Source organism: Neptuniibacter sp. QD48_11 (genome assembly GCF_047778095.1).
GTDB lineage: Bacteria > Pseudomonadota > Gammaproteobacteria > Pseudomonadales > Balneatricaceae > Neptuniibacter.
This window is the reverse complement of sequence record NZ_CP180551.1, coordinates 2602700-2615683: the sequence shown is the minus strand read 5'-3', so window position 1 is coordinate 2615683 and position 12984 is coordinate 2602700. Positions and strand designations below refer to the sequence as shown.

13 protein-coding genes are annotated in these 12984 nt (G+C 43.2%); 5 read left to right on the top strand and 8 right to left on the bottom strand.

Annotated features, from left to right (window positions below; genetic code table 11):
- Positions 1-59 precede the first annotated feature (59 nt).
- Complete coding sequence (locus ACMXYU_RS12095) at positions 60-839, bottom strand: substrate-binding periplasmic protein (protein WP_415898872.1); 780 nt, start codon at positions 837-839, stop codon at positions 60-62.
- A 249-nt stretch (positions 840-1088) separates the two neighbouring features.
- Here ACMXYU_RS12095 and ACMXYU_RS12090 point away from each other — a divergent pair, with 249 nt between their 5' ends.
- A complete protein-coding gene (locus ACMXYU_RS12090) occupies positions 1089-1739 on the top strand; it encodes a class I SAM-dependent methyltransferase (RefSeq protein ID WP_415898871.1) in 651 nt (216 codons plus the stop codon).
- Positions 1740-1769: 30 nt separating this feature from the next.
- Here ACMXYU_RS12090 and ACMXYU_RS12085 read toward each other — a convergent pair whose 3' ends face one another.
- From ACMXYU_RS12085 to ACMXYU_RS12070, 4 genes are all read right to left on the bottom strand, one after another.
- Complete coding sequence (locus ACMXYU_RS12085; RefSeq protein WP_415898870.1) at positions 1770-3089, bottom strand: sigma 54-interacting transcriptional regulator; 1320 nt, start codon at positions 3087-3089, stop codon at positions 1770-1772.
- Positions 3086-3577 carry a hypothetical protein gene (locus tag ACMXYU_RS12080; RefSeq protein ID WP_415898869.1) on the bottom strand — a complete coding sequence of 164 codons (492 nt, stop codon included), beginning with the start codon at positions 3575-3577 and terminating at the stop codon, positions 3086-3088. The genes ACMXYU_RS12085 and ACMXYU_RS12080 overlap by 4 nt, the downstream gene beginning before the upstream one ends.
- Positions 3570-4979, bottom strand: a complete 1410-nt coding sequence (locus tag ACMXYU_RS12075) for a sensor histidine kinase (RefSeq protein ID WP_415898868.1) — start codon at positions 4977-4979, stop codon at positions 3570-3572. Before ACMXYU_RS12075 ends, ACMXYU_RS12080 begins: the two co-directional genes overlap by 8 nt.
- Before the next feature lie 264 nt (positions 4980-5243).
- The gene (locus ACMXYU_RS12070; RefSeq protein WP_415883832.1) at positions 5244-5573 is read right to left on the bottom strand and encodes a hypothetical protein; all 330 of its coding nucleotides are present in this window, start codon (positions 5571-5573) and stop codon (positions 5244-5246) included.
- Positions 5574-5981: 408 nt separating this feature from the next.
- On the opposite strand from ACMXYU_RS12070, the gene ACMXYU_RS12065 reads away from it, so the two are divergent.
- The gene (locus ACMXYU_RS12065) at positions 5982-6794 is read left to right on the top strand and encodes a formylglycine-generating enzyme family protein (RefSeq protein WP_415898867.1); all 813 of its coding nucleotides are present in this window, start codon (positions 5982-5984) and stop codon (positions 6792-6794) included.
- A 61-nt stretch (positions 6795-6855) separates the two neighbouring features.
- Here the strand turns inward: ACMXYU_RS12065 and ACMXYU_RS12060 are convergent, their stop codons facing one another.
- The gene (locus ACMXYU_RS12060) at positions 6856-7449 is read right to left on the bottom strand and encodes a TetR/AcrR family transcriptional regulator (protein WP_415898866.1); all 594 of its coding nucleotides are present in this window, start codon (positions 7447-7449) and stop codon (positions 6856-6858) included.
- Positions 7450-7564: 115 nt separating this feature from the next.
- Here ACMXYU_RS12060 and ACMXYU_RS12055 point away from each other — a divergent pair, with 115 nt between their 5' ends.
- Entirely contained in the window at positions 7565-8521 is a 957-nt protein-coding gene (locus tag ACMXYU_RS12055; RefSeq protein WP_415898865.1) for a hypothetical protein, read from the top strand.
- Here ACMXYU_RS12055 and ACMXYU_RS12050 read toward each other — a convergent pair.
- Both ACMXYU_RS12050 and ACMXYU_RS12045 read right to left on the bottom strand, forming a co-directional pair.
- The gene (locus ACMXYU_RS12050; RefSeq protein WP_415898864.1) at positions 8511-9242 is read right to left on the bottom strand and encodes a DnaJ domain-containing protein; all 732 of its coding nucleotides are present in this window, start codon (positions 9240-9242) and stop codon (positions 8511-8513) included. The two genes, ACMXYU_RS12055 and ACMXYU_RS12050, sit on opposite strands and share 11 nt — an antisense overlap.
- A gap of 50 nt (positions 9243-9292) precedes the next feature.
- Positions 9293-10030: a VWA domain-containing protein gene (locus ACMXYU_RS12045; protein WP_415898863.1), complete on the bottom strand. Its 738-nt coding sequence runs from the start codon at positions 10028-10030 to the stop codon at positions 9293-9295.
- Positions 10031-10162: 132 nt separating this feature from the next.
- Between ACMXYU_RS12045 and ACMXYU_RS12040 the strand changes: the two genes are divergently transcribed.
- The gene (locus tag ACMXYU_RS12040; RefSeq protein WP_415898862.1) at positions 10163-11902 is read left to right on the top strand and encodes a hypothetical protein; all 1740 of its coding nucleotides are present in this window, start codon (positions 10163-10165) and stop codon (positions 11900-11902) included.
- Positions 11903-12051: 149 nt separating this feature from the next.
- Positions 12052-12966, top strand: a complete 915-nt coding sequence (locus tag ACMXYU_RS12035; protein ID WP_415898861.1) for a substrate-binding periplasmic protein — start codon at positions 12052-12054, stop codon at positions 12964-12966.
- Positions 12967-12984: the final 18 nt, after the last annotated feature.

Below are 12984 nucleotides of genomic sequence, written 5' to 3'. Positions count from 1 at the left end.
ATAATGCTTGCCCCGATACTTATCGACTTTATTGCAATAATTCAGTTACGAATACAGTTCTACTTTTTAAGGTACGCAGGTGAAATTTCTTCTGAACGGTGAGTAAATTTCCCTTCTGTACACACAGCTAAAGCACTATTAAATCGTTCTAAAAAGCCCGGGTTGTGTCTTAGAAAATGATGGCCAAAATAGACACCTAAATTGTGGCTGTGAATTACTTTCCTTTTAGTCATCGCTCTCTGTTTGTCAGTCATCGCATGATCCATCGCTTGCTCATTCATCAAAAACGCATCTATCCGTTTATGTATAAGCATGGAGAGCAGTTGTTCACTGTTCGTCGGCGGGTTTCCGGTAACTTTATAACCATTGCTCTGCAGCCAGCTGTGCATGTTTGATCCCAAAAAGCTGGTGGTTACAGCTTTCTGTTTAAACTCTTCAGATTCAGGGTCAAAAGGGGAATCCTTCAGTTGGAAGAACGTCCAGTTCTGGGTTTCTATGGCACCTGAATGTGTTGCATAACTATCACGACTTTTTTTATGGGATGCTGAAAAGAAACCGTCAGCTTTACCTTGTTTTGTAAGCAGTTTTGCTCGATTGAAAGGCCTTGCGTGTATTGCAACCTTTTCGGGCATCGCTTCAAAAGCACAACGGATATTTTCTACTGATGTTCCGGTAATCTTACCGTCAATAACTTCCGTGTAAGGCGGGTAAGGCATTGTGAGTAGATGTACTGAATCGGAATCGAATTGCTCACCCTCAATTGCGTCCATGTTCACATCATCTTGTGCTAAGGCCGGAAGGCTTAATGTGCAGATTAATAAACACGTTTTAACTCGCATATACACACCTATCTATTCGATATGACTACTGATCAGATAAAGGCCGAAACTGAATTAAGTCGCTAACTGCCTCTATGTGGATTCAGTAATAAAATATAGTTGAGAATTTTTAGGTTTGTAGGAATTGGAGGACTTCTTCGGCGCAATCAAACCTTTGAGGGTTAAACCAGAAATTACTGACTTTTACATGGTCAGGCATCTACGTTATTTTAAGGCCGCTTTTTAAAATAGCCCAAAGGAAAGGGATAGATGAACAAGCCTGTGAATAAAATAGAGTCGGACAAGTTTTGGGATGGCGTTGCTGCAAAGTATTCGCAAAAAGCAGTTCCCAATGAAGCGATGTATCAAAAGAAATTAAAGGAAACGCAAAGTTACTTTTCTTCTGATATGCGTGTGGTTGAGTTTGGCTGCGGTACAGGTACGACTGCTATCCATCATGCGCCATTTGTTGGTCATATTGATGCCATAGATATCTCCGAAAATATGTTGGAAATTGGGCGAGAAAGAGCGCAAGAAGCAGGTGTAGGGAATGTCGATTTTCATCTAGGGACATTGAATGATTTCAATGCTGAGACTGAAAGCGTTGATGCGGTTTTGGGCTTAAATGTGATTCATTTGATTCCCAACTGGCAAGCGGTGATAGCTGAAGTCGCTAGAATCTTAAAACCCGGTGGCGTTTTTGTGAGTAGTACCGGTTGTTTGGGCGGTTCTTATATGCGCTTTCTTAAATTGGTTGTACCAGTGGGTAAGTGCTTCGGATTAATGCCTGATCTATTCGTGATCACGGAAGATGAATTGGCCGATGAGATTAAAGCCGCTGGCTTTAGCATTGAGAGCCAATGGCATTACGGCCATAAGGGTATGGAAGTGTTTATTATCGCGCGAAAGAATGCCCTTTAATTACCAAATCAAAGAGCATTCTTTGTCTAATTAGGCTTTGTAATCGGCAGCTTCTAAACCATGCTTTTTTAAGAGCTTGTATAGGTCGGTACGATTTCTTCCCGCTATTTTTGCTGCTTGAGAAACATTGCCTTCGGTAATCTGTAATACCTTTCTGAGATAGCGCTTTTCAAAATCAGCACGAGCGTCGTTAAAGTTCTGGATAACCTGATCCTGATTGACCAAGGCTCGATTAATGGCGCTATCAGAGATGACCGGTGTTGTGCTTAATGCCGTTACCTTCTCGATCACATTCTCTAATTGGCGGACATTACCCGGCCACGCCGATTGGGCTAAAACCTGAAGTGCATCTGAGGAGATATTCTTAACCTTGGGGTTATGCTTCGCTGCTGCTTGCTCAACAAAGTGGCGTGCCAGAGGTGGAATATCTTCAGGTCGTTCTGCAAGCGGAGGTAAGTGAAGATTCACCACGTTAAGACGGTAGAACAGATCCTCACGGAACTGTTGCTCTTGCATCGCTACTTCCAGGTCGCGGTGAGTGGCAGAGATTACGCGTACATCAACAGGAATAGTGTCGGTAGAACCCACAGGTCGAATTTGTCTTTCCTGTAGAACGCGCAAGAGCTTAACTTGAAGGGATAGCGGCATATCGCCAATCTCATCCAGAAACAAAGTTCCGCCGTTGGCTGCTTGGAAAAGACCTTCGTGCTTGCTGACAGCTCCAGTGAATGCGCCTTTGGCGTGACCGAACAGTTCGGACTCCAAAAGTTGCTCTGGTAGCGCACCACAGTTAATCGCAATAAACGGTTTTTTATGGCGTGGGCTTGCTTGATGGATCGCGTTGGCTAATAGTTCTTTACCACTTCCGCTTGGGCCTGTAACGAGCACACTGACATCGGAGCCTGCGATCTGTTCTGCTTCTTGAAGTAAGCTCTCCATAATCGGGCTGCGACAGATAATGTTTTTGCGCCATGTACTATCGGATCGACTTGTACCCGCAAGGGCTGCATTAATTGTTTCTAACAGCTGGTCTCTGTCGATAGGTTTGGTGAGAAAGCCAAAAACGCCTTGTTGAGTTGCCGTTACTGCTTCTGGGATTGAGCCATGAGCCGTAATGATGATGACTGGCAGCTGCGGATAGCGTTGTTGCAGTTGTTGGAAAAGGGCAAGGCCGTCCATACCTTCCATACGAAGGTCAGTGATGACCAGGTCGATCTGATCATCGAGGATCTCGAGAGCTTGTTCAGCGCTCTCCGCACAACTGATTTTAAATCCGCTGGCTTCTAAGCGCATTGAAAGTAGTTTTAGTAGAGATGCATCATCATCTACCAATAAAACGTGAGGGGTCATTCCTGTACCTCACGCTCATTGTTTAGATCGGTTTCAATCTGGGTGAGCGCATCGATTTTAACCTGCAGGTTTCGATTCTCTTCTAACAAATTATCTTGCTCCGCTCGCATCCATAGCAACGCGGTTGCGAACTGGTTACGAATATCTAAGTAACGATCCCCAGGGCAGGATGAGTGAGGGTAGAGCACAATTTTAGAAAAATTACGTTTGGCTTGCTGTAATTGCTCTGTTGAAGAAAGCGGTGTTGATAGAAGTAGAGCTAATAGGGCGCTGTCTTTACTGCGAATAGCTCGCTGCATGATGTTGCTGCGCTGATCAGGCTTTTGTAGAAAGCGGCTTTCAATGCCTTGTAACTGATCAAGTCGTGTTTCGTTGATACGACAGATTGGTTTCTCTGTTACTTCTGGTTCAGGCATAGGTGACTTTGTCGGTACAAATTCACACCCTTGTAGAAACAGTAACAAGATGAGTGGAGCGTATTTAATCATGGGTATTAAGCTCTTTAACTGGCAGGCTGACGCGGAAGCTGACAAAGCTATCCTGATTGCGATGTAAAGTGACGTGGGCACCTAATGAGTCAGCGGCATCTCTAACAATACTCAATCCGATACCGGAGCCTTTAACAGGTCCAATGCGTCGATTTTGGCCTTGGTAGAACGGTGTAAATAGGTGTGGAATATCTTCATCTGGAATGATTGGGCCGTCGTTACCCACTTCTATAACTAGATAGTCTGCTTGTACGTTGGTGCTAACCAGTAAGCGGCCACTGGAGCTTCCATAGAGGGCCGCGTTTGATATCAGGTTGCCGATAATACGGATAAGCATTGCCCGGTCAGTAAACCATTCGATATCTTCTTGTGGCAGCTGCACCAGCATCTTCTTTTGTTCGAGCAATAGCTTAAAAGGCTCAATCGCTTCGTTAATAACCGGCAGTATATGTACTTGATGGAAGTTAACCGGTTCATTCTGATTTAATCGGCTGTAGTCCAAGAGTTGCTCAATCAAAGACTGTAATTGACGTGAGTTTGTCTGCAGCAGATTAGCCACTTCAAGCTGGCTGGTATTAAGATCGCCAATAACCTGTTCTGCTAGAAGATCAGATCCTTCACGCAGCGTGGTCAACGGGGTTTTTAATTCGTGAGACATATGGCGTAAAAAACGCTGCTTCTCGTTTTCTACTTCAGCTAACTGTTCTGTTAGCCAATCAAGCTGCCTATCTAACTCGACTAACTCATCCGGTCCGCCGACTTTGGCACCTATATATTCTTCGCCGGTACCTAGTGCTTGTAACCGCGCGGCAATCCGGTTAACTGGGCGGATAATTTTAAAACTGAAAAATAGGATTAACAGGGCTTCTAAGCCAAGAAGAATAATCGCCAAGGTGCTTAATTTAGTCTGTGTTGTTTGCGCGGTTTCGTTAAGTGCTTGTAAACGTTGATCTAAGACTAAGTCGATCTGTTCGTTAACCACACGCGTGAGGCTGAGTAGTGAATTAGCCTCAATAGGGTGAGCGCGTTCGATACCTTCGAGTAATTCAGTGATCTCGTTAGCTTTATTCTGCTCATTCAGCAGGAAGCTATGGATGACCAGCGCTTGTCTGTATTCCGACAAATACTGATTTAAACGTTCTTGAATTTCAGGTTTAGCTAGAATCTGGTATTGCCTTGCCGAACGGGTAATATCTTCGGCTAATCGTTCGAGTTGTTGGCCTCTACGCGTGACCTCTAAAGCTTGTTGTGCGAGCACACGGCCTTGCGCCGACTGCTCTACAAGAGCATCAGTAGCGTAAAAAATAAGGATGCCGAAAGGTGTTACGACAACCAAAAAGGATAGAAGTACCAGCTGCTTCAATGAGCTGAGTCGCCATGGTTGGCGAGTCGATTTGGCCATTAAACAATCATAGTTAAACAAGTGTATGAGTATTATCCATCAATTATGCCTTAATTGGGTAGTCTCCATTATCTGTGGATAGACGGCTTAAGGATGAGGGTTGGCCGGGATCATCCTGATCACCGGCCATGTTAAAACAGAGCTGGCGGCTATGTTGTGGACATGGATGCTCTGAATCAACTTGTTACCTGTTGGTACTCGACTAACTGAGCTGAGGCTGTCTCGGAATCAGTGGGGCTAGTCTTATACCAACAAGTGAACCCTTTAAACGAATAGCTTCTTAGAAGCTACGTAAGACGTTGTCGCCTTAACTTGTAGTTGAGAGAACTCATCTGGGCTTAGAAAACCATCTTTGTTGGCATCAATTTTATTGAAGCCTTTTACCAACGCTGGAGAAACCTGCGCTTCCTGAGGGCTAACTTTGCCATCTTTGTTTTCATCTAGTTTTTCGAAAATGCTTGTTGCCTTTGGTGCTTCTTGAGTCATCACTTCAGGTTGAACGTCCTTAACAACTTCAGCAGGTTTTGTTTCTTCAGCAAAAGCAATTGTAGAAACACAAAGCATGGACGCTAGAGTAAGTGCTGCAGATTTCATATTTTTCTCCTTAACGAAATAGATCGGGTAATAACAAAAATTTTAAATTCGCTATGGATATATCAAGTGATGTGCCAGTTTTTGAAAATTCAATTAAAACAACAGGTTATGTGTATTTTTGTAGATTTTGTCTTGTGGCTGCTAAAAAAAGATCCGAAAAGGACTGATATATGTCGCCAATTAGAGACAGCGGGCTGGTTGTTAATTATTCAAACTTAATAAAATCAATGGGTTATGTGGTTTCTTTTTAGCGACAGTGAGTGAACAAAGTATGTAGTCAGTACTATGTCGGAGCAAATAATTCTGCTCTTGTTGAAACTATCTGATGAGTTTCTGCTCTACCTTTAGAGGGTTAGATACCATTGTCGCTTGATAAAGATAAGAATGTATATAAGCAGGGGAAAGGGCATGAATAAGAACATGTGCTATGTAGCAGTGTTGCTCAGTGGTTTTACTTCTGGCGTATTCGCTGAATCCAGTAAAATCCAGATTGATGCAGGTAAGTTTCAGATGGGTTGTTCACAGGGAGATAATGACTGTGAAAATGATGAAGGAAAGCCCGGAGGCACAGCTGTTCACGTGCCAACTTTCTTGATTGATAAACATGAAGTAACGGTTGCTGAGTATCAAGCATGTATTGATGCTGGGAATTGCCAACGACCAAAAAATCATAAACGAAACCAGTATTGTAATTTGGGGACAGAGGGGCGGGGGAATCATCCGATTAACTGTGTAGATTGGCAGCAGGCTTTAGATTTCTGTAAAGCTAAAGGTGGCCGTTTACCTTTTGAAGCGGAATGGGAAAAAGCCGCGCGGGCAAATACGCTTTCACGCTACCCCTGGGGCCAAGAAGTAAGTTGTAAACATGCCATTCTTGATGACGGAAAAACGATGGGATCGGTCCCTAATGAACCTGACGGTTGCGGTGAAGATCGTACTTGGCCAATAGGTAGTCACGCTGAAAACGCTTATGGCTTACATGATATGCATGGTAATGCCGGTGAATGGACGATGAACTGGTATGCTAAAAACGGTCTTGAACGCTATGTGAATGGAGATCTGATTGGTCCAGATCAGGGACGTCAACGGGTGGTTCGTGGTGGCTCTTGGGATGAGAATAAAGCTAATTTGCGTAGTTCATTCCGAAATGTGAAACCGCCGGTAAGTGGCAGAAGCGTTTATGGATCGATCGGTTTTCGTTGTGCTTATGATGTGAAATAAGCGTAGGTTTATACAAATAAAAAAGCACCGCAGATCAGTGCTTTTTTATTGTCAGTTACTATTAATGGCACGGACTGTGAAGTGCCTTAAGCATATTCGTAATAACTGCATCATATTTAGACTGGTGAGGACGCTTGCTACTTAATACGCGAAGCCCCCAAATATTTGTCATTAGGTATGTTGAAAGGTCTTCGGGGGACTGCTTTCTATCTAACAATCCTTGTTCTTGGGCTTGAATGAGCGCGTTAGTAAAATAGGTTTCTACTTGGCTTAAGTAGCCTCCTACGCGTTCTCTAATCTCATCATCTTCTGTAGCAAGTTCTAGCATGGTATTGACCATCAGGCAGCCTTTACCAAGGCGATCATGTACTAGATCATCGCAGAAACATTTAAAAAACTGCTCGATTCCTTTCAGAGGAGTTTCAGCATTTTCCATTACGCTTGAAACGCGATTAAGACTGCGCGCAGCATAGGTGTCTATAACCTCTAAAAACAAACCCCGTTTGCTTTGAAATGCACCGTAAAGTGATCCTGGTTTTAATTTGGTCGCGTTCACGAGGTCGGTTACCGATGTTGCGCTGTAACCTGTTCTCCAGAAAACATTCATAGCCTTCTCTAAGACATCAGTACGATCAAACTCTGCTGGCCTCGCCATATTTTGCCCTCCTTGTTCTATTCGCTTATTATCATTATTCGATCCGCATCTCGCAATAGTTAATATGATAACCGGTAAATGCTTCTCGTTTCTGCCTTTTTTTGTAGTTTTTTTAATGATCATTACTCTAACAGGTTGTCAGAAAAAGCCTTCAGAATTCAGTTCTGAGGAAGGTCCCCTATTTCGCCGTGGGGTTGTGAACATGACAGACCAAGGGCTCAGCTTTAAGCCCTGTTACGTTAATAAACGCGAATTGATTAATGATCATACCGGTCGATTAGAGCGAAAACTGGATAATTCAATGGAGCCCGCTTTTTATGCGGAGATGAGTGGCTCCCATCTTGCGCCAGGCGAGCCTTGGGAGGTTTATCAGGTACACCTGATTGGTGGTAATCAATCAACCTGTAATTATGAACTTTCAGGTAATGAATTCCGTGCTGCAGGTGAGCGCCCCTTATGGATAGCGGATGTTCGGGATGATGGCATTTATGTTCAAAGGTTCGATCGTTTAAAGCAGCTGATTTTCCCCCTATTCGATCCTATTAAGTTTGGAAGTAGTCTTGAGTGGAGTAGCCAGTTAAAAGGTTTAAAGAACTATAGTCTGAGTTTAAATGTCGAACGTTTACGATGTCAGGATCGTTATGGAATCGAATACGAACATACGGCTCGGATGGTGTTAAATGGTACTGTCTTTGAGGGCTGTGCACGACAAGGCAAGTTAGGCCTAAGAACTCTTCCTGGTTTGTATGGAATAGAGCTACCTGGGTTAAGGTCACAAGGGCGTTATATCTCTTTAGAGTTATCGAGCGATCAGCAAGCGGTTTTAACTCAAGATTATCGTAATCGTCAGCCGTTAATCGTTCAAACTGGCTCTTGGCAGTTGATGAAAAATGGACGAGTTGTTATTCATTTTGTAGATATTGACGGCCGCGAAGATAATGAAATTCTCGTTTTTGAAAAGGATAAAAAGGGCGGTTTATTGTTAAAGGGATATAGTCCTACGTTTGGACATTCGGGGTTTCGGTTAGAAAGAGCCGGCCCCGAACGCCTGTATCGAAAATTTAATCGTTAATCAGAATATCTTTGGCCCGATTGATCTGGGCTGCAAGATAATCGCTACCACCGCGGTCCGGGTGCAGCTTCTGCATTAACTTACGGTGTGCTGCGATAATCTCTTCCTCACTGCTATTAGGTGAAATACCTAAAATATCGAATGCTTCTTGGTGGCTCATCGTCCCATGATGAGAGTGATTGTTAGCATTATCGTTATTCGGGATATCATCTTCGCGCCAACTATCGCCAAAACGTTTATCTAAGTAGGTTGTTAATAAACGAGTCGATTCTCCATCATGTTCACGACAGTATTGCAGTAATTGCATAAACTCTTGCTCACTTAAGTCGCCTAGTTCTTTTCCTTGCAGCGGTCCCTGTTTAACCGTGCCATACATCACCCCTGAATCATGATCTAAACGCATAGACAAAATTTTTGTTTCCACTTTCGAAACGTTGCCTGAGCTCGCTTGGCCCTGTCGTTTTTTATACAGGTAATTTAAGAACGGCAGAAAACGTATGAAGAGAGGGAAAAGTCTGCGGGCGAAGGGCAGTAAACCTGCTGCTACGGCTGCAATCCAGTGAAGGCGCCCCGTCAAAGCCATCAACAGAACGAATGTTGAGGCAATAACTAAAATAATAGCGATAACTGCTCGAGTGCGTGTTGCCGGTTTAAGAGTCTTCAGCCAAAAGAAAACCAGAAAACCTAATCCGGCTAAAACTACTAAGCTAATTGGATTCACATTGTACCTATACTGATGTTTAACAATTCACAATGACTAAGTTGTCTATGTTACCGTAACTGCTCAAGTAGATGTTTTGCTGCGTGCCCTTTATTTTCGATATAGCGTTGAAATGCTGGTTTACCTTGGCTGGCATAGATGGCAACAGCAATCAAAAGTTGCTTTAACAATTCTGAACTATGATGATCGAAGTGGTGATAAGCACCTCCTGATAGATGGGCGATGGCGGTAAACGCTTGCCTAGCGCGGCAGTCAGCACCTTCCTGAAAAATAAAGACAGGCGTTTTGAGTAACCCAAGTTGACCTGCGAGAGAAGTTAACTTGTCGGTACTTTCCTCCTGGCTATCGCCGATAAATATGATCGCTTTCACCTCTTGTTTTCGGGTTTCGTTTATACCTAATTGGAGTACCTTCTGTATTTGGGTATGACCAGCAGCACATGAGACTTTCTCCATAATCTGTCTAAGCTGAACAGGCTGGTTCAGCCATTTACTATGCTGGAACTCTTGATAACCCCGAAAGTAACAAAGCATAACGGCAAGGTTTCCGACTTCGCTGGTGGCTGAAAACATTTGGTTTTGCAGATGGCAGGCATGATCCCATGTCGCTTGACGGCTAGCTGTTGCATCTAATGCAAACAAAATACGACCCTGAGCGTTAGCATTGGCAGGAGCGAGTTCGTTGGCGAGCTGAATAAATTCATCCAGTTCTTTTCTAGAAGAGAGTGTTGTTAGGTCTTTATCTTTCTTCATATGCATGCTGGTTTTACGGTTAAATAATACGTTCAATATCAAATCTGGCTATATCATTAGCTTGATCTAATCCTTAGTAAGAATTATTCCTATTTTCTTCTGTGACTAACGACAGTTTGAATCAGTTCAGTTAAGATCTAGATAAATTTATAAAAGGAGTTTTGTAAGGTGCGTAATGTCATTATAGCCGGTGCAGTTGTAGCAGCCGGTGCTGTTGGCTACATCCTAACCCAACAAGATGGTGGTATTAGTGCCACATCTAAATCCCCATTGGCATATGTGCCTGCCGACACGGTTTTCTTCTCTGGTCAGCTAGAACCGTTTCCGCTTAAAAACTACCTTCAGTCTACGAGCTCTCTTCAGGCAAAAGCACCTCAAGAACTACTAGATGCACTAGATGATGAAACTGATCCGAAAAAACGTTTCTTCACTAGCCTAATCAAAGCTTATTTTGAAGCCGCAGGTTCGCCTGCTGAATTTCAAAAAACATTTGGTTTACCAGATGAATTGAGGATGTATGTCTACGCAGTAGGCTTCATTCCTGTTATTCGTTATGAAGTTACAAATGCTCAAGGTTTATGGGCTGCGTTAGACAAAGCAGAGCAAGATAGTGGTTTTAAACATGAACTGCGCAGTTCTGGCGATCTACAATACCGTGCTTATACGTTAGAAAATAATGAAAAGGGCGAGAAGTTCGAAGTACTTGTAGCCTTTGAAGATGGTTGGGCTACTTGGACCATCAATACGCATGTAAATGATGCTAAAACAATTGATATTGCTTTAGCTCAAGCAGAACCTGCAAAGTCGCTTCAACAGGCTGGTACAGTCGAGCAGATTGCAACGCAACACGGCTTTATTAAGAACTATGTCTCTTATATCGATCATCAGCAGCTAGTGACAGCCTTTACCACTGAAAACGGTAATACATTGGCTAGCATGTTGACTCAAGCGATGACTGCGTCAGGCGAACCTGACGGTTTGGCTGATGTGCGTAATCCTGAATGTCAGTCTGAAATGGCTGCTATTGCGGCTAATTGGCCACGTACTGTAATCGGTGCTCGTAGCGCTGATGATATTCAAATTACACCAGAACGCAGCTTTATGCGTGTTTCAACTGTCGTTGAAAGCAAGAATAAAGTCGTGATGGATGCGTTAACTTCTCTTCAAGGTTATATCCCATCATACCTAAACGATGCACAGGTATTTGGTTTGGGTGTAGGCTTGGATGTCAACAAGCTAGGTACTGGTTTGTCTTCTATTTGGAGCAACATGCTTGAATCTACCTACAAATGTGCGCCATTAGCTGAGATGCAAGCGGGTGTTCAACAGGCTAACCCAGCAGCTTTAGCAATGTTTACGGGTATGGCTCAAGGTGTCAAAGGTATCGGCGCTGCTATTCAGGACTTCAGCTTGAAGACAGAAGGTTTTGCACCGCAACTTGAATCTTTGCAAGGTATTGTTTCTCTTTCTGCTGATAATCCAAAAGTGCTGTTTGATATGGCGAAGTCATTTGCTCCGCCTCTAGCGGCTATTCAGCTACCTCAAGATGGTACTGCTATTGATTTATCTACGATGGTACCGATGCCTCCTGAAGTAAACGTGAAGCCTATGCTAGCGTTGAAGGGTCAGCATTTGGTTATCTTTGCAGGAGAAAGTGGTCAGGCTCTGGCAGATACATTGGGTTCAGAACAGATTTCGGGTAATGGTTTGTTGAATTTCTCAATGGACTATAAAAAGATGCTTACGCCGCTTCTACCGGTTATGGAAATGGCTGCTGATCCAGAACTAACTGAACAGATGGAAACGCTTAAAAATATGGATATGAAAGTTAAATTGGCGTTGAACCTTCAGTCTCAAGGTATTGAATTGAATACTGAGATGGATATTAAAGCACCTTCTCAAAAGTAACTTCAAACCTTTACTTTTAATCTAACTAAAAACCGCTTAGTAGCTTCTACTAAGCGGTTTTTTTTGTTTATCCAGCTAGACTTAGTTTTAAACCATCAAAGTTAGGCCTTTGGATTTTACTGAGTAGATTTTTGAGAGAGTTATGTAGGATGCGGGTATCTCTACAAAAGTTATTAAGTCAAATTTTAATTATCACAGCGGTATCCATTGGGAATCTATATGACTCCGTAAGCGTTGCGTCCACAGAATTACGCACAATCCCACCTCAGTCTGACTTTGATGTCAGCCATAACTATTTTGTGACTTTGTTACAAATGATGCTGGATAATACTGCTTCTGAGTACGGCCAAAGCAATGTGGCACATGTAGTGAGAATGGAGCAAGGTCGAGCTTTTTACGAGTTGAAAAGGGGAAAAATCATAGATGTATATTGGGCGGGCACCTCTATTGATCGAGAAGAAGAGTTCACCGCTATTAGAATTCCCCTTCTAAAGGGGTTACTAGGTTATCGCCTTAGTATTATTCGAGAAGATTCCAAATCTAAGTTTCAAAGCATAAAACATTTAAAGGATCTGAGGAGGTATACTGCTTGCCAAGGAAGACATTGGCCGGACTCTGATATTTTGGAAAGTGCTGGTATTGAGGTCAGAAGAGGGCCAATTTATGAACTTATGTTTGGTCAATTAGCAGCGGGGCGTTGCGATTTTTTTCCCCGTGGAATTCACGAGGGAGGTCCTGAATTAACGGCTCGGCGTGAGAAATATCCTAATCTACGCTTGTTCTCTGACACGATTGTTTATTACCCATTCCCAATGTACTTCTTTGTTCGCAAAGGCAATATCGAGTTAGCAAAACGATTGGAGCTAGGGCTGGAAAGGGCCATTAATTCAGGAGAGTTTGATCAATTACTTGAGAAACATCCTATTACGTCTACGTTATTCCCATTAACTCAGTGGGGTGAAAAAAATATCATCGCGATTAGTAACCCCTTACTTCCTAGAGATACGCCTATTACTAATAGCCGCTATTGGATTAGGCCAGATGACTTAAAGGCCAGACGATAGCGGAGTTGCGACGCTTAA